This is a genomic window from Micromonospora sp. NPDC049662, from assembly GCF_040675055.1.
Lineage (GTDB): Bacteria > Actinomycetota > Actinomycetes > Mycobacteriales > Micromonosporaceae > Micromonospora.
In genome coordinates, this window is the sequence record NZ_JBFAOC010000003.1 from 74175 (window position 1) to 94831 (window position 20657).

The following is a 20657-nucleotide window of genomic DNA, read 5'->3' on the forward strand; positions in this document are numbered from 1 at the left end:
GTGCAGCGTGATCAGTTGCTTGCGGGCCGCTACCGGCTCCTGGAGCGTCTCGGCAGCGGCGGCATGTCGGCGGTCTACCGGGCGTACGACGAGGTGCTCGAACGGGACGTGGCGGTGAAGGTGCTCGTCGCCTCGGACCCCAACGCCCGGCAGCGGATCCGGGCCGAGGCCAAGGCGGCGGCCCGGTTGTCGCACCCGCACGTCACCAACGTCTACGACTTCGGCGAGTCGCGTCTCGACGGGGTTCAGGTGCCGTTCGTGGTGCTGGAACTGCTCAACGGCGACACCCTCGAAAGCCGGCTGGTCGCCGGGCCGTTGCCACCCCGCGCCGCGCTGCGGGTCTGCGCCGAGGTGGCGTCGGCCATCTCGGCGGCGCACGGCCAGGGGTTGGTGCACCGGGACGTGAAGCCGGGCAACGTGATGCTCACCCCCACCGGCGCGAAGGTGCTCGACTTCGGTATCGCGGCGGCCGCCGGTGATTCCGAGATCGACTTCGACGGCCGGCTGCTCGGTACGCCCGCGTACCTCGCGCCGGAGCGGCTGGCGGCCGGCGAGGTCCTGCCGGCCTCCGACGTGTACGCGCTCGGCCTGCTCCTGCACCGGACGCTCACCGGCCGGCTGCCGTGGGCGGCCGAGACGCAGACCGGGATGCTCCGCGCCCACGTGCACGTCGATCCGGACCCGCTACCCGAGATCGACCGGGTGCCCGCCGAGATCCACCGGCTCTACCACTGGTGTCTCGCCCGCAACCCCGACGACCGTCCCCCGGCAGCCGAGGTGGCCCGCATCCTGCTCACCGTCGTCTCCGGGCTGGCCGGCGGAAACGCCGCCTCCGGGCTGGCCGCCGCCTCCGGGTCGAGCGCCGCTTCCGGGCTGGCCGCCGCTTCCGGATCGGCCGCTGATTCCGGGTCGAGCGCCGCGAACAGGTCGAGCGCCGCGAACAGGTCGAGCGCCGCGAACAGGTCGAGCGCCGCGAACAGGTCGAGCGCCGCGGACCGGTCGAGCGCCGCGGACCGGTCGAGCGCCGCGAACAGATCGGCCGCCGCGGACCGGGCGGTCGCCGCTGGCTCGCCCGCTGCCCACCCGGCCAAGGATGGTGACGCCGGGCCGAACGAGGCGCGCAAGGCCGCAGCGGGTGGGGACGCGGAGGCGGCCGATGGCGTGAACCGGGCTGCTTCCGAAGCGCCCCGGCGACAGGCCTGGCGTCGCCGACGGGTGGCGCTGGTGGTCGGCGGCGCGGTGATCGCAGCGGTGGCGGTGGCCGGGTCGCTCGGCGACTACGGCGCGCGGCGGCACGACGGAACCACCCCACGAACCGGGATCGGCACGGGTGGCACCACCACGGTCGGCCTGCCGGAGACCGTCGCGCAGCCCGAACCGTCCACTGTGCGTGCGCCCGCCGAACCGTCGGCCGGTCCCACGTCGGCCGCTCCCCGCCCCGGCCCCGCAGTGGGGCCGGGCCGGCCGTCGGCCCCGGGTCAGCCGCCGCCGACGGTCGCGCCGACGGTCACGCCCACGGGCGCGTCTCCGCCCGCCGAATCCCCGGGGCTCCCGGTGCGCGCCCAGGGCGGGACGGTCACCGTCCGCTGTGTCGGGGGATTGGCCGAACTGCTCACGGTCACCCCCGCGTCGGGTTACCAGGTGCCGCCGTACGACGCGGGGCCGGCGAAGCAGGTCACGGTCGAGCTGACCGCACCCGAGCACAGCAGCGAGATCCGGGTGCACTGCGCCGCCGGGCGGCCGAAGGCGAAGGTCACCGAGCGCGCCGCGTGACCGGGGCCGACGGGTGCCGCGCCGGAGGCGTACCCCCGGGCGCGGCCCCCCGTTCCCGCCGGCCGGTCGGTCACCGCCGGGCCAGCGATGCCCAGCCGGGGTTCACCGGCTCGCGGCGTCGTAGCGGCATGCCCGCCTCCGCCGGGGTCCGGTCACCCTTGCGCTGGTTGCAGCCGTAGCAGGCGGCGGTGGTGTTTCGCCACGTGTTCCGGCCACCCCGGGAACGCGGCAGGATGTGGTCGATGGTCGACGCCGGGCCATCGCAGTACGCGCAGCAGTGGTCGTCGCGGCGCAGCACCCCGGCCCGGGACCAGGCCGGCCCGGAGTTGAACCGCCACCGGGTGACCACGTAACGGACCAGCCGCACCACCCGGGGCAGCGGGAAGACGCCGATCAGCCGATCGGGCTCCGCCTCGTGGATCTCGGCCACCCGTCGGCAGAGCATCCGGACGGCGTGCTGGACGGTGACCCGGTGCAACGGGCCGAGGTCGGCGTTGACGACGAGGACGGCATCCACCGGGACTCCTTTCTACAGTGGCGGCGGACAGCGAAGAGCCGCCCGGTCCGGCGTTCGGACGGGCGGCTCGGCACGTACGGGTACGCGTCAGTCGGGCCGGCCCGCCCGGGGGTGTTCCGCCGGCCAACCGCCGCAGGACAGCAGTGACGACAGCACGGTGGTGGCGTGCGACCTCGTCATGACCTGCTCCCACTGTGGTGGCTGACCTTGCGCGATCACGGTAGGTCCGCACGGGAGAGGGGGGCAACGTATTTCGATCGGCCACCCGGCTCCTCGGGAGCGCGCTGGCGCCGGGTGCGAGGAGCGCTCCCCGCCGTGCGGCGGGCGTTCGTCAGCGGTTTGTCCAGCCGCAGTGCCATCCGCGCGGTGAGTTCGCTGTCCAGCAGCGGCCGGTTGACCTCGCCGGCGACCGCCAGCGCGGGTCCCGAGACGGAGCGCCAGATGGCGGCCAGCCCGGCGCCCAGACCGAGCAGGGCCACGGCGGCCCGGGTGGTCGGCGAGCCGGCCGCCGCTGCCGCGCTCACGCCGACCAGCGCGAAGAGCACCACCAGCAGCGGCACCAGCACCGGCCAGAAGATGCCCCGGGCGGCCTGGGCGACCAGCCGGCGGTCCCGGATGATCAGGTTCCGGGCGACCACCGCGTAGTCCTCCTCGTCGAGCAGGTCACGCGGGTGCAGGCCGCCGGTGAGCACGCCGCGCCACAGATCGCCCTGGTTGCGCAGTTCGCGGCTCAGTTCGGCGGGCTCCGGTTCGGTCGGGTCACCCCGGCCGGCCCGTTCCACGGCCACCGCCCAGGCGGCCAGCGAGCGGCGCACCACCGCGGCCGAGTACGGCGGCAGCACGCTGGCCAACTCGTCCAACCACCGGCTGATCTGGACTTGTCGGCCGTCGAAGCGGCGCAGGAGTTGGGCGGCGTCGCCGGGCCGGACCGTGTCGGCCAGGGACCGGCCCAGCCGGTAGGCCAGTCCGACCCGGAGGTTGGTGGCCATCGCCCAGCGCAGCACGTCCACGTTGAGGTCGTCCAGGGCGAGCAGCAGCGGCTCGGTGTCGACCAGGTCCGGCCGCTCCAGATCGGGTAGGCGGTCCAGGTCGGGCAGCCGCGTGCGGGCGGCGGACGTGTCGGGCAGCGACCCGGTGTGCCGGGTGAGCGCCGAGATCTGGGCCAGCGCGACGTCGACGCCGTCGAGGTACATCCGCATCCGGCGGGGGAGTGACATCTCGGTCAGGTTGGAGAGCTTGGCCGGTGGGTGGACCGGCGTGGTCGGCCCCGGTTCGGCGTGTTGCCCGTGGTGGTAGGCGTCCGCCATCCACCAGCCCAGCCGCAGGGCGGTGACGACACAGGCGCGCTCGTCACGGATGAGTGGGTACGCATCGTCGCGGACGGCCTCCTCGGCCGGCCGGCCGTCCGCTGCGCCGGCGCGGTGCAGTGGTGACATCGCCGCTGCCCTCCCGCCCGGTCGATCGACGGATGATCAATCGAGCGTACGGCAGCGTACCGTCGCTTATGTCGCTTTTGATCGTTTTGGGGCTGCTCGCCCGGCCAGCAGGCCGCGCGGGCGGACCGAGCGCACCGGCTCGGTCGCGGCACCCTGTGCCCGCAGGATGTGGTTCGCCGCGATGATCCCGGTGGCCGCCGAGCGTTCCATCAGCGCGCTCGGAAAGTTCGTCGCGATCCCGTCGCCGGCCAGGTAGACACCCGCGGCCTCGGTGCGGACCCCCGGACGCCAGGCGTGGCTGCCCGGCGTGAACGCGGGGGCCTGCGCCTCCACCCGGGCGCGCAGTTCCCGGACCCGCAGGTCAGCGGCCTCCGGCCAGAGCGTCACCAGCTCGCGGCGCATCCGTTCGGCCAACTCGTCGGCCGGCACGCCGGGCGCACAGGCGTACGCGTGCAGCTCCACGACCGAACCGCCGGTGCGGTGCGCCCAGCGCCGCGACTCGTTCTCCAACCGGTGGTACAGCGTCACCGAGTCCAGAGTGGGCTGCCGGGACACCCCGCTGAACACCGCCCGGTCGGCGGCGACGTCGCCGTCGCACCAGTATCGCGCCACCGCGTACGGCGGGCCGGGCCGGCCGAAGCGGGGCATCCGTGCCGCCAACTCCGGTGCCCGCGCGACCAGGTCGGGGGAGGCCGCCACCAGCGCGGCGAGCGCGGGCGGATCGACGGCCAGCACCACGTGCTCCGCCCGGTGGTCGCCGCCGTCGGTGGTCGTCACCCGCCAGCCGGCACCGTCACGGTGCACCCCCGTCGCGCCGGAGCGGGTGAGCACCCGACCGCCGTGCTTCTCCACGTGCCGGGTCAGCGGCTGCCAGATCGCCGTCGCATAGTCCTCGTCCGGGCAGTCGAAGGCCAGCCCCTCCGGATTGCCCAGCAGGTAGAAGTGGAACTGGGCGACCATCTCGGCCGCCGACATCTCCGCCTCGTGGTTGAAGAACGAGTGGGAGAAGACCTCGAACAGCATCGCCCGCGCCCGGTCCGGCAGCCGCAGCGACGCCAGCAACTCGTCGGCCGTGGTGTCGTCCAGTTCGGCGTAGGTGCGGACCGGATCGTAGGTGAGCAGCGGCAACGCCGCGTCCCGGTCCATCGACCGCAGGTCCGCCAGGCGCAGGCTGGGACTGCGCAGCAGCAGCGCGAGCAGGTTCGCCGGAGGCGCGGGGGGCAGCCGGCCGAACTCCTCGGTCGGCCACTGCGCGCTCAGGATCGGATAGCCCGGGATCGGTTTGAGAAAGCCCAGGCCGGGCTCGACGCGCCGGAGGATGGACCGCCAGTTGTAGTACTGCCGGAAAAACGCGTGGAAGCCGTGCTCGTTCTGCTGCTCCCCGTCGGGCAGGGCCTCCGGCCAGGCGCCCAGCCGTCCACCGATGGTCGGCGCGGCCTCCAGCACGGTCACGTCCACGCCGCGTTCGGCGAGCACCACGGCCGCCGACATGCCGGCGATGCCCGCGCCGACCACGACCGCCGCGACCGGGCGCGGCACGCGGGCGGCGCCACCGCCGCCGGGGTCCACCTCATGCTGGCGTACGCCGATGAGCCGACCCACCACACGCGACAGCGCCATGGGCACCTCCCTCGTCTGCCGCCAGTCTCCTATGCCAGGCAGCGCCGCGCCCGGTCGGACGCGGGCCAGACGTACTCCAGGTCGTCGGGCGTGTCGGTGCCGAAGATCGGGGCGTAGTGCGTCGGGTCCTTGCGCAGCAGCGAGGAGCGGTGGCTCAGGTGCAGGTCGTCACGGCCGAGCCAGGGTGGCAGGTCACCGGCGCGGGCCAGCTCGTCCTGGGTGCGTACGACACCCGCCCCGCAGGCGGCGGCGAGGTCGACGGTCAGCGTGGAGGCGCAGGTGTCCGCCCGGCCCGGCTCGGTCCACACGGCGCACATGTCCAGCCCGTACCGGGTCAGCGCCTCCTCGTACCCGGCCCACATCTTCACGGCCGGGTGGTTGCGCCACCCGTACCCCGGCCAGGTGAGCCCGCGCAACACCTGGATGGCCTCCACCCGCTGCTTGCCCAGCCGCTTCTGGTCCAGCGCGCGGGCGCTGGCCAGAAAGTCCGGGTACGGGAGGAAGGTCTGCATGGCAGGTGCTCTACCCACGGCCCGGGTCGGCATGCCTGCCCGGGACGATCCGGGTGGGGTCGCCCAGGGTGATCGTGCTGGTTACGATCCGGGCATGGCGGAGCCGTGGCGGGACCGGGCGCGACGGGCGGTCGAGTGGAACTGGCGGCTCCGCTCCGCCGGTGACCCGCGTCCGCACTACGTGATCTGTGGCCGGGACGCCCTGGCCTACTACGTGGCCCGCGCGCTGCTCGAATCCGACCTGCCCGTGGGCGGCGCACGGGTCACCGTCGTGGTGCCGGAGCGCTACCGCAGCACCGGTCCCGACGTGGCGAGCCTGCGCGGCGTCCGCGTGATCCGCTCGGAACGCCTGGACGTGGCGACCTTCGAGGCCGCCGGCCTGGCCGGGGCGACCGGGTTGGCCCTGCTGCACCAGGACGACGTGGGCAACCTGCACGCCGCGCTCTGTGCCCAGGCCGTCGACCAGCGCGTCCGGCAGGTGCTGCGGATGTTCAACGGCACCCTGGCCGACGGCGTCCGCAAGCTGATCAGGGCGCCCGTCGAGGTGCTCTCCGACGCCGAGATGGCCGCCCCGGCGTTCGTGGCCGCCGCGCTCGGCGAGGTCGATCCCAGCTCCTTCCAACACCGGGACAAGACGTTGCGGGTGGCGCGGCGTGCCGACGTCCGGACGCAGGACGTGGTGTGCGCGCTGGCCCGCCCCGACGGGCGGCAGGGGATGGAGTTGCTGCCGGCCGAGCAGGCCGGCGCGGACCTGGTGCTCGCCGAGGCGACCGGTCTGCCGCCGGGCACCGAGGTCGCCGCGCGCCGGTTGGTCCGGGCCCGGCGGCGACGCCGGCCGGTCACGATGCTGGTGCGGGCCGTACGCGGCTTCGCCACCCGCAAGATCGGCATCGCGGTGATGCTGGTGCTCGCCGTGATCGCGGTGCTGGGCGCGCTGATCTCCCGCACCGAGGGCGTTTCTCCGCTGGAGGCGCTGTACCTGACGCTGGTCACCACCCTCAGTGGCGCCGATCCGGACACCGGCAAGGCCGCCGACGCGCAGATCATGCAGGTGGTGCTCAACCTGGCCGGGCTCGCGCTGATCCCGTTGATCACCGCCGTCGTCGTGGACGGCATCGTCAACGCCCGTCTCGCCCTGCACACCGGTCTGCTGCAACCGGCCCGCGCCGGGCACGTCGTGGTGATCGGCCTCGGTAACGTCGGCACGCGGGTGATGGCCCAACTGCGCGAGTACGACGTCGAGGTCGTGGCGATCGACAAGGACCCGGCGCCACGTGGCGCGGCCCTGGCCCGCCAGTTGGAGGTGCCACTGGTCGTCGGCGACGCCGCGCTGCCCGAGACCCTGGCCGCCGCATCGGTGGCGGACTGTCAGGCGCTGGTGGTGGCGTCCACCGACGACGTCGCCAACCTGGAGGCGGCGCTGGCCGCCCGCGACCTCCGCGACGACCTGCGGGTGGTGCTGCGGCTCTTCGACGGTGACTTCGCCGAGCGGGTGGAGGAGACCTTCGCGCTCGGGGTGTCCCGATCGGTCTCCTACCTGGCCGCCCCGGCCTTCATCGGCGCGCTCACCGAACGCGCGGTCATCACCACCATCCCGGTCGACCGGCACGCGCTGCCGGTCGCCGAGGTGCCGGTCGCCGCCGGCTCCGAGCTGGACGGCCGGCCGCTGGACACCGTCAACCGGGACGGGCAGGTCCGGCTGATCGCCCGGACCCCGGCCGGCGCGGCGAAGACCATCTGGTGGAAGGACCTCGATCCCCGCCAGGTGATCTTCGCGGGCGACCGGCTCACCGTGGTCGCCCGCCGACGTGGCCTGGACTGGCTGACCCGGCAGTGCGCCCCGCCCGCGACGACCAGCCCGGTGCCGCGCGCGACGGACCTCTCAGCGATCCCGCTGCCGCAGGCCGTGCCACACCGCCCCGGCGGCGAGTACGCCGACGCCGGCGAGGACGCTGCCCAGCGGCAGGTTGAGCGCGAGCAGCAGGCAGCCGACCAGCCCGAGCCCGGCGAGCACCTGCACCGGTAGCCGTCGCCCCCGGTCCCGGCCCAACGTGAGCGCCGCCGCGTTGGTGATCGCGTAGTAGACCAGCACCGTGCAGCTGGAGAAGCCGATCGCCTGCCGTACGTCGCCGAGCAGCACCACCACGATCACCACGGCGGCCACCGCCACCTCGGCGCGGTGCGGTACCCGGCGCACGGGGTGCACGGCGGCCAGCGCGCCGGGCAGGTCGTGGCGGCGGGCCATCGCGAGCGTGGTCCGGCCCACCCCGGCGACCAGGGAGAGCAGCACCCCGACGACGGCGATGGTCGCCCCGGCCCGGACCACCCAGGCCAGGTCGGGCAGCCCGGCGGCGGTCACCACGTCGACCAGGGGCGCGGCGGACCCGGCCAGCCGGTCGGCGCCCAGCACGCCGAGCGTGATCACGGCCAGGACCAGGTAGACCGCCAGCACCGCCCCCAGGGCCAGTGGCACCGCCCGGGGGATGGTCCGCTCCGGGTCGCGCACCTCCTCGCCGAGCGTGGCGATCCGCGCGTACCCGGCGAAGGCGAAGAACAGCAGCCCGGCGGCGGTGAGCACACCTCGCGCGGAGCCGCCGGTATCGGTCAGCCGGTCCAGGTGCACCGGCCCGCCCACCAGACCGACGGCCGCGACGAGGGCCAGCACGGCGAGCACCAGCGCGACGAGCGCCTTCGTGGCGGTGGCCGTCTTACCGATGCCGCGCAGGTTCACGCCGGTCACCGCGAGGACCGCGCCGACGGCGACCAGCCGGGTCTGCCCTGGCCACAGGTACGCCCCGATGGTCAGCGCCATCGCCGCGCAGCTCGCCGTCTTGCCGACCACGAACCCCCAGCCCGCCACGAATCCCGCCAGCGGGCCGAGGCGTTCCCGGCCGTAGACGTAGGTGCCGCCGGACTCCGGGTAACGGGCCGCCAGCCGCGCGGAGCTGGTCGCGTTGCAGAAGGCGACGAAACCGGCGAGCAGCAGCGCGGGCAGCAGGCCGGCGCCGCCGGCCGCCGCCGCGGCCGGGGCGAAGACCACGAAGACGCCCGCGCCGAGCATCGAGCCCAACCCGATGACAACCGCATCGGGTACGCCCAGCCGCCGCGCCAGTCGATCCACGAGCGGAAATCCTAGGGGTACGACGTGAACGGGCGGTCCCACTCACGTAACCGGCCGGGGAGCGGCAGATCGTCCCACGGCAGCCGGTGCAGCAGCCGGTCCAGGAAGAGGCCGAGCAGCAGTGCCGCGACGCCGTCGGTGAGCCAGTGGAAATTCAGGTATGTCGTGGTGACCAGCAGGATCGCCGGGGGTGCGAAACGGATCAGGCGGTACCCGCTCGGGTGCAGTCGCCCGGCCGTCAGCGCGGTCAGCAGCACGGCGATCACCCCGTACCAGACGATCGCGTTGGCGACGTGCCCCGACGGATAGGAGAGGTCGTACTCGGTGGGCGGCAGGTCGTTGAAGATCCGGACGGACTCACCCGGCGGCAGATCCGAGCTGGGCGCTGCCCGATCGGTCAGGATCTTGAGCGGGCCGACCGTCAGGTACAGCAGCACGAACGCCGCCGCCAGCAGCAGCAGTGGCCGAACCGTGCGGGAACGCCACGCGACCGCCAGCCCGAGCGCCCCGGCGATCGGCATCAGCAGCCAGCCGCCCTGCCCGAGGAAGTTCAACACCCGCGCCGTCCAGTAGATCGGCGCCGGGTGATGGGCGTAGGCCCATTCGCGGACCGCGAGGTCCAGCCCGAGCAGCGCCCCGTTGGCCAGCGCCAGGGTCACCGCCCCGAAACCGGCCAGCAGCAGGGCGTCGAACCACCAGCCGGCCGGGCGGACGGGCCGAAGCCGCAGGTCACGTCGTACACCCGTGGGTTTGAGCACGCGACCACGCTACCGGCCCGGCGCGAGACCGGGAGGTGCGGCGCTGTGGGCCCAACCACGATGTGCGGCGGAGGCGGGGGGTTACCCGTCATGCTTGTCCCCGTGCGGATCACGTCTGCCCTCGTCGACCCGGCGCTGCTCGACCTGCCCTGGTCGACACCGCTGGAAGAGTGGCCTGCCCAGCACCTGGTGGCCCTGCCGCAGGGCATCTCCCGGCACATCGTCCGGTTCGTCCGGTTGGGCGACTACGTGTACGCCTTCAAGGAGACCCGCGAGCGGATCGCCGAGCGGGAGTACGACCTGCTGCGCGCGTTGGAGCGGATCGACTTTCCCTCGGTCGAGGCGGTGGCGGTCGTCGCCGACCGGCAGGCCGACGACGGGGAGCCCCTCGAATCGGCGCTGATCACCCGGCACCTCCAGTTCTCCCTGCCGTACCGGGCGCTCTTCTCGCACACCCTTCGGCCGGAGACGATGAGCCGGCTGCTCGACGCGCTCGCGGCGCTGATCGTGCGGATGCACCTGACCGGCTTCTTCTGGGGAGACTGCTCGCTGTCGAACACGCTGTTCCGCCGGGACGCGGGGGCCTTCGCCGCCTACCTGGTCGACGCGGAGACGGGTGCGCTGCACAATTCGCTCTCCAACGGGCAGCGCGGCGAGGACCTGGAGATCGCCCGGGTGAACATCTTCGGCGAGGCGTTGGACCTGCAGGCCGCCGGCCTGCTGCACGAGTCCATCGACCCGGAGCTGGTCTGTGAGGAGGTCGTGCAGCGGTACGAGCGGCTGTGGCACGAGATCACCTACGAGCAGGCGATCGAGCGACAGGCGCGGCACGACATCGAGGGCCGGATCCGTCGCCTCAACGACCTGGGGTTCGACGTGGCCGAGGTGGCCATGTCGAGCGCTGCGGACGGGCGTTACCTGGTCCGGCCGAAGGTCGTCGACGCCGGCTACCACACGCGGCGGCTGCTGCGGCTCACCGGTCTGGACGCCGAGGAGAACCAGGCCCGCAAGCTGCTCAACGACCTGGACGCCTACCGCGCGGAGAGCGATCTGACCGACGAGCAGCAGGCGGCGCACCGCTGGCTCACCGAGGTCTTCGAGCCGGTGGTCCGGGCCGTGCCCGCGCACCTGCGGCGCAAGCTTGAGCCGCAGGAGCTGTTCGCGCAGATCATCGAGCACAAGTGGCTGCTCTCCGAGCAGGCCGGCCGGGACGTGGGGATGCGACACGCGGTCCAGTCGTACCTGGCCGACGTGCTGGTGCATCGCCCCGACGAACAGGCCATCCTCGGCGTCGACGTCCCCAGCCTGAGCTGATCGCCAGCGCGCGCGTCCATCGGGGCTGACGTCACGGCCGATGGGCTGACGTCACGGTCGGGCTGCGCCGCGAGAGGTACCAGGCCCCTTCCTCATGCCCTGTCGAGCTGCCCCGGATGTGGGGCGCGATGTGTCGGGTCGAGCTGCCCCGGATGTGGGGTGGGGCGTGTCGGGTCGAGTTGGCTGCTGCTGCCGGGTTCGATTTCGGTGCCCTCCCGTCCCGTATCTGGGGCAGCTCGACAGGCTCTCCGACAGGCATGCGCAGGCGCTCGCCGGAGGGCACGATCCGCGTCACTCCACCCAGGAACCGCCGCGCAGCACCCGTACCACGTTGAGGTCGTCGTCGAGCACGACCAGGTCGGAGCGGAGACCCACCTGGAGGGCGCCGACGCGGTCACCCAGGCCGATCGCGCGGGCCGGGGTGGTCGCCGCCATCCGGGCGGCGTCGGCCATCGGGATGCCGGCATGCACGGCGTGCCGCAGCGCCGCGTCCATGGTCAGCGTGCTGCCGGCGATCGCGCCGTCGCGGGCGAGCCGGGCCACCCCGTCGGCGACGGTCACCGCCTGCCCGCCCAGCTCGTACTCGCCGTCGGCCATTCCGGCGGCGGCCATCGCGTCGGTGATCAGCGCGGCCCGGTCGGGGCCGGCGGTCGTGGTGGTGAAGGCCAGCATGCCGTCGTGCAGGTGTACGCCGTCGGCGACCAGTTCACAGACCACGGTGGACGCGTCCAGCAGGGCCACCACCGGGCCCGGTTCGCGGTGGTGCACCGGACGCATGCCGTTGAACAGGTGCGTACCCACGCTCGCCCCGGCGGCGATCGCGGCCTGGGTCTGCTCGTAGGTGGCGTCGGTGTGACCCACGGCGGCCACCACGCGCTGCGCGGTGAGCAGCTTGATCGCCTCCAGCGCGCCGTCGCGCTCCGGCGCGAGGGTGACCATCCGGACCGCGCCGTGGCCCAGCTCGATCAGCTCGGACAGCTCCTCGGTGGAAGGGTCCCGGAGGTACTCGGGGTTCTGCGCGCCGCAGCGGGCGGCGGAGAGATAGGGACCCTCGAAGTGGACCCCCGCCAGCACACCCTCGTCGACCAGCGGCGCGAACGCCTCGGTGGCCGAGCGCATCACGGAGAAGGGCGCGCTGACCAGACTGGCCAGCAGCGTGGTGGTGCCGTGTCCCAGGTGGAAGGCGGCCGCGGCGCGGGCCTGGTCGGCGTCCCCTGTGGTGAAGGTGTGGCCCCCGCCGCCGTGCGTGTGCATGTCGACGAAGCCCGGCAGGATCCAGTGCCCGTCGCGGACCGACGGGTACTCGGCCACCGCGGTGATCCGTTCACCGTCCCACTCGACGCAGCCCTGCCGGATGACACCGGTCGGGGTCACCACTCGGCCGTTCACCCGTTCGGTCATCGTTCCTCCTGTTGGTCAAGCACGGTCGGCGGCCAGGGTGTCGAGCGCGAGCAGGGCGGCCCCCAGGCAGCCGGCCTCGTCGCCGAGGGCGGCCGCGACGAGCTGCGGCTCACGGTGGAAGGTCATCCGCTCGTGCAGCGCCGCCCGGAGGGGGACGAGCAGCAGGTCGCCCGCCTGGGCGAGACCGCCGCCGAGCACGATCGTCGTCACGTCGAACAGTGCCTGCCCGGTGGCCAGGCCGTCGGCGAGCGCCTCGACGGCCGACCGCCAGACCTCGGCGGCGAGCGGTTCGCCGGCCGCCGCCCGTTCGGCCACGGCGGCAGCCGTCACCGGAGCGTCGGGCCGGCCGTCGGCCAGCTCCGCGTAGCGCCGGCCGATCGCGGACGCCGACGCGACCGCCTCCAGGCAGCCGGGCCGCCCGCATCCGCAACGCGGACCGTCGGGTCGGACCATGATGTGGCCGATCTCGCCGGCCGCGCCGTGCGCGCCGACGGCGGCCAGGCCGCCGACGACGTGCGCGGCGGCGATGCCGGTGCCGATCGCCACGAAGAGCACGTGGTCGGCGCCGCGTCCGGCCCCGAGCCGGGCCTCGGCGAGACCACCGACGCGCACGTCGTGGCCGAGCGCGGTGGGCAGCCCGAGCCGTCGCACCGCCAGGTCCCGCAGCGGTACGGCCCGGAAGCCCACGTTCGCCGACCACACCGCCACCCCGCGCGCCTCGTCCACCACCCCGGGGACCGCGATGCCGATGGCGACCGGGGTGAAGCCGTCGGCGCGGGCCTTGGCGGCCAGCCCTTCGGCCACGCCGAGGATGGTGTCGACCACGGCGGCCGGCCCGCGCGCGGCGTCGGTGGGGTGTCGTTCGGCGCGTACCGCCACGCCGTCCGGCCGGACCAGGGCGCACTTCATGCCGGTGCCGCCGACGTCCAACGCCACGACCACCCGGTCGTCGCGCCCAGCACCGCTCACGCCAGTACCACTGACCGGGACAGGTGTCGTGGCGCGTCCGGGTCGAGGCCACGGCTGGTCGCCAGGGCGACCGCGAATCGCTGCGCCAGGATCAGGTCGGCCATCGGGTCGACCGGGGTACGACCGGCCGACCAGCTCCCGAGCACCGTGCGCCAACCGTGCGTGCGGCTGTGCACGAAGGCGGCGCCGGTGGCGGCGACGTCCTCGGGCAGCCCGTCGGGCAACTCGCCGAACGCCCAGACCAGCCGGCCCGGCGCGGCGACCGAGATGGGACCGTGCCGGTAGTCCATCGCCGGGTACGCCTCGGCCCAGAAGGTGGCCGCCTCCCGGCACTTGAGCGCGGCCTCCTGGGCGAGGCCGACCGTCCAGCCGCGACCGAGGAAGGTGGCCTGCTCGATGGTGGCCGGGTCGATCGGCAGCGGGGAACGCACCGCCACCTCGGCGTCGGCGGCGAGCGCGGTCACCGGGTCGCCGAGGTTCGCCCGGAGCAGGGCCAGCGCGGTCGTCGCGAAACGGGTCTGCACCACCGAGCGCTCGTCGGCGAAGGCCATGGTCACCGCGGCGGCGGCCAGGTCGACGGCGGGCGCCGCCGGGTCACCGACGATGACGGTGGTGGGCGTACGCCCCCGCAGCGCGGCGAGCAGTTCCAGCACCTCGGTGGTCGTGCCGGAGCGGGTGATCGCGATGAGCCGGTCGTACTGGCGGCCGGCGGGGAACTCGGACGCCTGGAACGCGTCGGTCTCGCCCTGGCCGGCCTGCTCGCGGCGGGCCGCGTACGCCATCGCCATGAACCACGACGTGCCGCAACCGACGACGGCGACCCGCTCGCCGGGGCGCGGAAGGTCGTCACGTACGGCGTTGGACAGCGACGCGGCCTCCCGCCAACAGTCGGGTTGGCTCGCGATCTCCGCGTCCACGTACGCCATGAGTAACTCCTCGCAGGGCCGACCTGTCTGCGCAATACGGCTCGTAAGGGCCGTATTTCGCGCGTTATTCTGCGCGAACCGAGGTGGTCGTGGCAACCGGCCGGCCGATCGCGCAGGCCAGCCTTTTGCGCAAGCCTAGTTTCGCGCACTAGTGTGCACGCAATCAATCACCGACCGTGCAGTTACTGGGAGGGGCCCCCGAGGTGGACCGGTACGCCAGATGGAACGCCCTGCTGGAGATGCTGACCGACAACGGTCGGGTCAGCGTCGAGGCGGCCGCCGAGCGGCTGGACGTCTCCCAGGCGACCATCCGGCGTGACTTCGACCAGCTCGCCCAGCAGCAGATGATCACCAGAACCCGGGGTGGCGCGGTCGCCAACGGTGTCTCGTACGACCTGCCGCTGCGCTACAAGACGGCCAAGCACTCGGCCGAGAAGCAGCGGATCGGCGCTGCCGCCGCGGCGCTCGTCACGCCCGGAACCGTGGTCGGCCTCAACGGCGGCACCACCAGCACGGAGGTTGCTCGGGCGCTGGCCGTCCGGCCGGATCTCAACACCAGTGCCGAGGGCGCCCAGCTCACCGTGGTGACCAACGCGCTGAACATCGCCAACGAGCTTCTCGTGCGGTCCCGGATGAAGGTGGTCGTGGCCGGCGGGGTGGTGCGTCCGAAGTCGTTCGAGCTGGTCGGCCCGCTCGGCGGCGCGTTGCTGCGGGAGGTCACCCTGGACGTCGCCCTGCTCGGCGTGGACGCGATCGACCCGCAGCTCGGCGCCGCCGCCCACCACGAGGGAGAGGCGGCCATGAACAACCTGATGGTCGCGCGCGCCAAGCGGGTCGTGATCATAGCGGACTCGTCCAAGCTGGGCGGTCACGCCTTCGCCCGGATCTGCCCGGTCGAGCGGGTCGAGACGCTGGTGACCGACTCCGGGGCCGCGCCCGAGGTGGTGGACGCCTTCCGGGCGGCCGGCGTGCAGGTCGTCTGCGCCTGAACGGTCACGCTCCGTCGATGAAACGCATCGACCGGCGTGTCACTGCATACCGGGTATTGCGCACCGCTGCATACCGCGTATGGTGTCGGCTGTCACGCCCACCATCGGGGGAGGTGCAGCTTGCCAGCTGTCCTGGAGATCGAAGGTCTACGTAAGACGTACAAGAGTCGTCGACGCGGCACCCGCAACGCGCTCGACGGCTTCGACATGCAGGTCGACGCGGGGCAGGTGCATGGCTTCCTGGGTCCCAACGGGTCCGGCAAGACCACCACGCTGCGTACGCTTCTCGGCCTGATCCGGCCCGACGGCGGACGGATGGCGCTGCTCGGGCACGAGGTGCCCGCCGCGCTGCCCACCGTCGCCGGTCAGGTCGGCGCGATCGTCGAGAGCCCGCAGTTCTTCCCGCACTTCACCGCACGGGACACGCTGTCCCTGCTGGCCGGGGCGGGCGAGGTGCCCGCCACGCGGGTCGACGAGGTGCTGGAGTTGGTCGGGCTCCGCGACCGGTCCGGCGAGCGGGTCAAGACGTACTCGCTGGGCATGAAGCAGCGGCTCGCCGTCGCGTCCGCCCTACTCAAGAACCCGAGGCTGCTGATCCTCGACGAGCCGGCCAACGGCCTCGACCCGGGCGGCATCCGCGAGATGCGCACGCTGATGCGCAATCTCGCCGAGTCCGGGATGACCGTGGTGCTGTCCAGCCACATCCTCGGCGAGATCCAGCTCATCTGCGACTCGGTCACCATCATCTCGCTCGGTCGACGGGTCGCCTTCGGCCCGGTCGACGAGGTGCTCGCCCAGCACTCGTCCGGCGCGGTCCGGGTACGCCTGGAGGCGGTCAGTGACCTGCCGACGGCCACCGAGGCCCTTACCCGGGCCGGCATCCGGGTCACCGGGCACCCGGACCACCTGATGCTGACCGGCGTCGACAAGCCGGCGTCGGTGACCCGGCTGCTAGCCGAGCAGAACCTGTACGTCAGCGAGTTGGCCCCGATCGCGGTCGACCTGGAGAGTGTCTTCCTCGAACTGACCGCCACCGCGCCGGTCCCCGGCCAGCACCGGCAGGTCGACGAGTCCATGAAGGTCGGTGGGACGGGTCAGCCCGGCGCCACCGGAGGAGGGTGGGGCGCGTGAGCCTCTATCGGACGGAGCTGCGCCGGCTGGCCAAGCGGCGCTTCACCCGCTACATGACGCTGCTCGGCCTGCTGGTGCTGGCCGCCGTGGTGGTCGGCGTCTTCTTCACCAACCAGAAGATCGACGCCGGCCAGCTCGCCAAGGCCGAGCGGCAGGCCGACCAGCAGTACCAGGATCAGGTCCGCTGGAGCGAGCAGGAGCGGGTCAACTGCGAGCAGGCCAAGAAGGCCGGCACCTCGAGCGACGGCCGCTACCCCGACGACTGTTCGATGATCACTCCGCCGCCGCGCGAGGAGATCAAGGCGGAGTGGTTCCTGCCGTCGACGTTCAACTTCCGCAAGACGTTCGACGAGACACTGGTCCCGTTCGCGGCGATCCTCGCCCTGGTCGGGTTCGTGATCGGCGCGTCCTTCGTCGGAGCCGAGTGGAGCACCGGCGGCATGATGAACCTGCTGCTCTGGCGGCCGAAGCGGCTCACCGTACTGCTCACCAAGCTGGCCGCGCTGCTCACCGGCATCCTGGCGGTGACACTGCCCGCCGCGGTGCTGTGGTTCGCCGGCTTCTGGGCCGTCGCCAGCTTCCGGGGCAGCACCGAGAAGATGACCTCGGGGGCCTGGCAGTCGTTCGCCCTGACCGGGCTGCGCGGTGTGGCGCTGGTGCTGGTGATCACCACCATCGGCTTCGCGCTGGCCTCGCTGGGCCGGCACACCGCGATGGCCCTCGGCGGTGTCGTGGCGCTGATGGTTGTCGGCCAGTTCGGCCTCGGCATCCTGCTGTCGATGGCGAGCGTCAAGTTCGCCGAGGCGTGGCTGCTGCCCACGTACGCGCTGGCCTGGATGACGAAGACCGTCACCCTGGAGAACTGGCAGTCCTGCAACGCGACCTACTTCGGCGAGTGCAAGCCGGAGACGATGGACATCACCTGGCAGCAGTCCTCCGCCATCTTCTCGGTCGGGCTCGTGGTGATCCTCGGCGCGGCGATCTGGGCGATGCGGCGCCGCGACATCTCCTGATCGACACGTCAACGGCGTAACGTGGCCGGCTCCGACCGTCGGGGTGTCCCGACGTGCGGGGCCGGCCGCGCCGGCTACTGCGACCATGGCCGTCGCTGACTAGGCTGAACGTCATGTCCGCCGACGCCACCCCGGTCGCCCCCGAGCCGTCCACCGACGCTCGTCCGGCCGAGGCGGCCGGCGGCGTCGCGCCGAGCGTGCCGACTCCCCGGGCCGCGCCTTCCGTCGAGAGCACCGACGAGGGCGAGCCGGCCGGAACCGCGTCGTCGGACGAGGCGACGCCTGCCCCGCCCGTCCCCGCACAGGCGGGCCTGACCACCCGCGAACTGGCCATCCTCGCCTTCGAGCAGCAGTGGTGGCGGCACGCCGGCGCCAAGGAACAGGCCGTGCGGGACACCTTCGGCGTCTCCTCGACCCGGTACTACCAACTGCTCAACGGTCTCCTGGACAATCCGGCGGCGCTCGCCGCCGATCCCGTGCTGATCGGCCGGCTCCGCCGGCTGCGCTCGTCGCGGGCCCGCAACCGCCGCCGCTGACGGTGTCGGTGGCGCCGGCTGGACGACGGTACCGCTGGGCCGCCGCGACACCCGGCAGCGCAGGAATGGAGCTCGCGCGCGCGGGTACGCGACGCCCGTCTCGTCACCGTGGCACGGGTCAACGGAGGGAGCGGGCCATGAGGGGTACGACCGCGGCAGGGTCCTGCTGATGATGCGGGTACGCTCCGCGTCCGCGCCGGCCCCTGGTCGGCCCGTCAACGAGGACATGGTCTTCCAGTTCGGTCCGCTGGTCGGTGTCCTGGACGGCGCCACCGTCCCGGACGGCTTCGACACGGGCTGCGTCCACGGCCCGGAGTGGTACGTCCGACACCTGGCCGCCCGGCTCGCGGTGGCCGAGGCGGCCCGCCCGGCGGCCCGCCTGACCAGCAACCTGGCCGCGGCCATTCTCGCCGTCCGCGCCGACCACGGCGGGCAGTGCGACCTCGACCACCCGGGCACCCCGTCCAGCACCGTCTGCCTGCTGCGCGACTGCGGCGACCAGGTCGACTACCTGGTGCTCTGCGACAGTCCGCTGGTGCTCGATGTGGACGGCCAGGTCACCGTGGTGACCGACGACCGGCTGGACAGCGCGATGGCCGAGCTGCGGCAGACCCTCGCCACCGTGCCGGCGGGCGCGTCGGACCCGGTCACGCGCTTCCGGCACGCGGTAAGCATCCAGCGGGAGCGGATGAACCGTACGCACGGCTACTGGGTCGCGGCGGCCGACCCGGACGCGGCCTTCCACGCGGTGACCGGGACGCTGCCCCGGCACGGTTCGGCGGCCCTGCGCCGGGCGGCGCTGCTCAGCGACGGCGCGTCCAGCGCGGTCGAGCAGTTCGGGCTGACCGACTGGGCGGGACTGCTCGACCTGCTGAGCGCCGAAGGCCCGGCCGCGCTGCTCGGTCGGGTCCGGGACGCCGAGCGCGATCATCCCGATCGGCTCCGCCGGCACAAGCCCACCGACGACGCCTCGGTGGTGTTCTGCGAGTTCGGGCCATAGGCCAAATAACGACGGAGCGTGAGGAGAAACACGCGAACCGCCCGACCGGCCGGTACCCGTGGCCGGACCGCCATCCGCTGCCCAATGGGGTGGACTTCGGCCGATGGGGCCGGCAGACTGCGGCACGTGGCGAGTGCGGTCCGGCTGGAGCCGGTGGACGAGCGGAATCTGGAGCCGTTGCTCTCCGTAGCGGCTGCCGAGGCCGAGCCGGGTGAGGTGATGCCTCCCGTGGAGGCGCCCGCCGGCTGGTCGCTCGCCCGCCGGGAGGCCTTTCGCGAGTTCCACCGGGCGAGCTTCGCCGGCCTGGACGGCCCGACCGGCTCGCAGATGTACGCGATCCTCGTCGGCGGCGAGGTGGTGGGCATGATCCGGATGACGCGCTGTGATGAACCGGGCACGGTGGAGACCGGCATGTGGCTCGGCCTCTCGGCGCGGGGCCAGGGCATCGGCGCGGCCGCCCTGCGTGAGTTGCTCAACGTCGCCGCCCGCGCCGGAATGCGTGCGGTCGTCGCGGAGACGACGCCGGACAATGTCGGCGCGCTCGCCATCCTCGAGAAATGCGGTGCGAAACTGCGCTCAGATGGTGGAAAGGTGCACGCCGAAATCTGCCTGGATTCGACGCCGCCGGCTCGCTGAGCGGAACGGATCGGCGGCGACCCCGCCGGGGCCACCGCCGACCGTCCGATCAGGCGGGCAGTCGTACGACGTCGTAGTCGACGGTCGGGCCGGGCTCGACGTCGAACCGGCCGTTGACCACGTAGAGCGCCGAGCCGAGCAGGTCGCCGGTGGCCGGCGACCGCAGCGCCGGGCTGGTGATCTCCCGCCGGACCACCCCGGCGGTGCCGGCGGCGTTCAGCTCGACGACCGCGACGACGTTGCTCAGGTTCCGGATCACGTAGAGGGTGCGACCGCGCAGCACCAGCCCGTCCGCCCGGTCCACCGAGTAGCCGCCGAGGTCGACGACACGGCTGGCGCCGGTGCGCGCGTCGACGCGGACCAGCCGACCGGTCAACATCTGGTCGACCAGCAGGTCCCCGTCGGGAAGCGCCACGATCCCGTTGTTGAACGCGTCTGGCGTGGCGGCCGGGCCGGTGAGCGGCAGTACCCGGGCGGCGGTGGCGGCGGGCAGCCGACCACCCGCAAGCAGCGGTACGACGTACAGCACCGGCCGGGCCGAGTCGGTGAAGTAGACGGCGTGCCGGGTGACCACGAGGTCGTTGACGATGCTGCCCGGCTCGTCGGTGAACCGGTAGTTGGCCAGTTGCCCGCCGGTCGCACCGTCGTAGACGCTCGCCGTGCCGGCGGAGAAGTCGGCGGTCCACAGCCGGCCCTGCGGGTCGAGCTTGAGACCGGCCTTCTCCCGCCCCGGAGCGCCCGCGATGAACACCGAACCGTGTCCGGTACGGAGGTCGCCCCGCCAGACGGCCCCGTTGCCGACCGAGCCCACGTAGACGGTGGTGCCCCGGCCGATCGTCAGCCCTTCGGGGGAGTAGCCGTCGGGCAGGGCGATCCGGGACGGGAACGACGTCCTCGGTTGGGCGTTCGCGCCCGGACCGACCGTGGCGAGGGTTGTCGCCGCCATCAGCGGGACGACGATAAGAGAGAGCAGCCTGCGCAAGAGGGTCACCGCCAGTCGTCGAG

At 73.2% G+C, this 20657-nt stretch carries 18 protein-coding genes and 1 pseudogene; 9 read left to right on the forward strand and 10 right to left on the reverse strand.

Annotation, left to right across the window (positions count from 1 at the left end; all coding sequences use genetic code 11):
• The gene (locus AB0J36_RS03490) at positions 1-1773 is read left to right on the forward strand and encodes a protein kinase (RefSeq protein WP_357392322.1); all 1773 of its coding nucleotides are present in this window, start codon (positions 1-3) and stop codon (positions 1771-1773) included.
• Positions 1774-1843: 70 nt separating this feature from the next.
• Here the strand turns inward: AB0J36_RS03490 and AB0J36_RS03495 are convergent, their stop codons facing one another.
• The 4 genes from AB0J36_RS03495 to AB0J36_RS03510 form a co-directional block, all read right to left on the reverse strand.
• Positions 1844-2290 carry an HNH endonuclease gene (locus AB0J36_RS03495; RefSeq protein WP_357392323.1) on the reverse strand — a complete coding sequence of 149 codons (447 nt, stop codon included), beginning with the start codon at positions 2288-2290 and terminating at the stop codon, positions 1844-1846.
• A gap of 215 nt (positions 2291-2505) precedes the next feature.
• Positions 2506-3726 carry a hypothetical protein gene (locus AB0J36_RS03500; protein ID WP_357392324.1) on the reverse strand — a complete coding sequence of 407 codons (1221 nt, stop codon included), beginning with the start codon at positions 3724-3726 and terminating at the stop codon, positions 2506-2508.
• A gap of 66 nt (positions 3727-3792) precedes the next feature.
• On the reverse strand, positions 3793-5346 hold the full coding sequence (locus tag AB0J36_RS03505; protein WP_357128818.1) for an FAD-dependent oxidoreductase: 1554 nt from the start codon (positions 5344-5346) through the stop codon (positions 3793-3795).
• Between the two features lie 29 nt (positions 5347-5375).
• On the reverse strand, positions 5376-5858 hold the full coding sequence (locus tag AB0J36_RS03510) for an MSMEG_6728 family protein (protein ID WP_357392325.1): 483 nt from the start codon (positions 5856-5858) through the stop codon (positions 5376-5378).
• A 94-nt stretch (positions 5859-5952) separates the two neighbouring features.
• Here AB0J36_RS03510 and AB0J36_RS03515 point away from each other — a divergent pair.
• Positions 5953-7692, forward strand: a pseudogene (locus tag AB0J36_RS03515) (NAD-binding protein); the annotation flags it as partial.
• A gap of 48 nt (positions 7693-7740) precedes the next feature.
• Here the strand turns inward: AB0J36_RS03515 and AB0J36_RS03520 are convergent.
• Both AB0J36_RS03520 and AB0J36_RS03525 read right to left on the reverse strand, forming a co-directional pair.
• Complete coding sequence (locus AB0J36_RS03520; RefSeq protein WP_357392326.1) at positions 7741-8979, reverse strand: APC family permease; 1239 nt, start codon at positions 8977-8979, stop codon at positions 7741-7743.
• 11 nt (positions 8980-8990) lie between these two features.
• Positions 8991-9737, reverse strand: coding sequence for a phosphatase PAP2 family protein (locus AB0J36_RS03525; RefSeq protein WP_357392327.1), 747 nt, complete (start codon positions 9735-9737; stop codon positions 8991-8993).
• 90 nt (positions 9738-9827) lie between these two features.
• Between AB0J36_RS03525 and AB0J36_RS03530 the strand changes: the two genes are divergently transcribed.
• A complete protein-coding gene (locus AB0J36_RS03530) occupies positions 9828-11051 on the forward strand; it encodes a DUF4032 domain-containing protein (protein ID WP_363660080.1) in 1224 nt (407 codons plus the stop codon).
• 291 nt (positions 11052-11342) lie between these two features.
• Here the strand turns inward: AB0J36_RS03530 and nagA are convergent, their stop codons facing one another.
• Genes nagA through AB0J36_RS03545 form a run of 3 tightly spaced genes read right to left on the reverse strand, consistent with a single transcriptional unit; the run spans position 11343 to position 14347 of the window.
• The gene (gene nagA / locus AB0J36_RS03535) at positions 11343-12452 is read right to left on the reverse strand and encodes an N-acetylglucosamine-6-phosphate deacetylase (RefSeq protein WP_357128833.1); all 1110 of its coding nucleotides are present in this window, start codon (positions 12450-12452) and stop codon (positions 11343-11345) included.
• A gap of 15 nt (positions 12453-12467) precedes the next feature.
• On the reverse strand, positions 12468-13421 hold the full coding sequence (locus tag AB0J36_RS03540) for an ROK family protein (RefSeq protein ID WP_357392328.1): 954 nt from the start codon (positions 13419-13421) through the stop codon (positions 12468-12470).
• Positions 13418-14347 carry a sugar isomerase gene (locus tag AB0J36_RS03545; protein ID WP_357172482.1) on the reverse strand — a complete coding sequence of 310 codons (930 nt, stop codon included), beginning with the start codon at positions 14345-14347 and terminating at the stop codon, positions 13418-13420. Before AB0J36_RS03545 ends, AB0J36_RS03540 begins: the two co-directional genes overlap by 4 nt.
• Positions 14348-14550: 203 nt before the next feature.
• Between AB0J36_RS03545 and AB0J36_RS03550 the strand changes: the two genes are divergently transcribed.
• From AB0J36_RS03550 to AB0J36_RS03575, 6 genes are all read left to right on the forward strand, one after another.
• Complete coding sequence (locus AB0J36_RS03550) at positions 14551-15336, forward strand: DeoR/GlpR family DNA-binding transcription regulator (protein WP_053654382.1); 786 nt, start codon at positions 14551-14553, stop codon at positions 15334-15336.
• 120 nt (positions 15337-15456) lie between these two features.
• A complete protein-coding gene (locus AB0J36_RS03555) occupies positions 15457-16467 on the forward strand; it encodes an ATP-binding cassette domain-containing protein (RefSeq protein WP_357128843.1) in 1011 nt (336 codons plus the stop codon).
• Positions 16464-17480 carry an ABC transporter permease subunit gene (locus tag AB0J36_RS03560; RefSeq protein ID WP_357172479.1) on the forward strand — a complete coding sequence of 339 codons (1017 nt, stop codon included), beginning with the start codon at positions 16464-16466 and terminating at the stop codon, positions 17478-17480. The genes AB0J36_RS03555 and AB0J36_RS03560 overlap by 4 nt, the downstream gene beginning before the upstream one ends.
• Before the next feature lie 113 nt (positions 17481-17593).
• Entirely contained in the window at positions 17594-18016 is a 423-nt protein-coding gene (locus tag AB0J36_RS03565) for a DUF3263 domain-containing protein (RefSeq protein WP_357172476.1), read from the forward strand.
• 169 nt (positions 18017-18185) lie between these two features.
• Entirely contained in the window at positions 18186-19016 is an 831-nt protein-coding gene (locus AB0J36_RS03570) for a hypothetical protein (RefSeq protein ID WP_357392329.1), read from the forward strand.
• 126 nt (positions 19017-19142) lie between these two features.
• Positions 19143-19652 (forward strand): GNAT family N-acetyltransferase, encoded by a 510-nt coding sequence (locus tag AB0J36_RS03575; RefSeq protein WP_357128855.1) that lies wholly within the window; start codon positions 19143-19145, stop codon positions 19650-19652.
• Positions 19653-19701: 49 nt separating this feature from the next.
• Here the strand turns inward: AB0J36_RS03575 and AB0J36_RS03580 are convergent, their stop codons facing one another.
• Entirely contained in the window at positions 19702-20598 is an 897-nt protein-coding gene (locus tag AB0J36_RS03580; protein ID WP_357128858.1) for a superoxide dismutase, read from the reverse strand.
• Between the last annotated feature and the right edge of the window lie 59 nt (positions 20599-20657).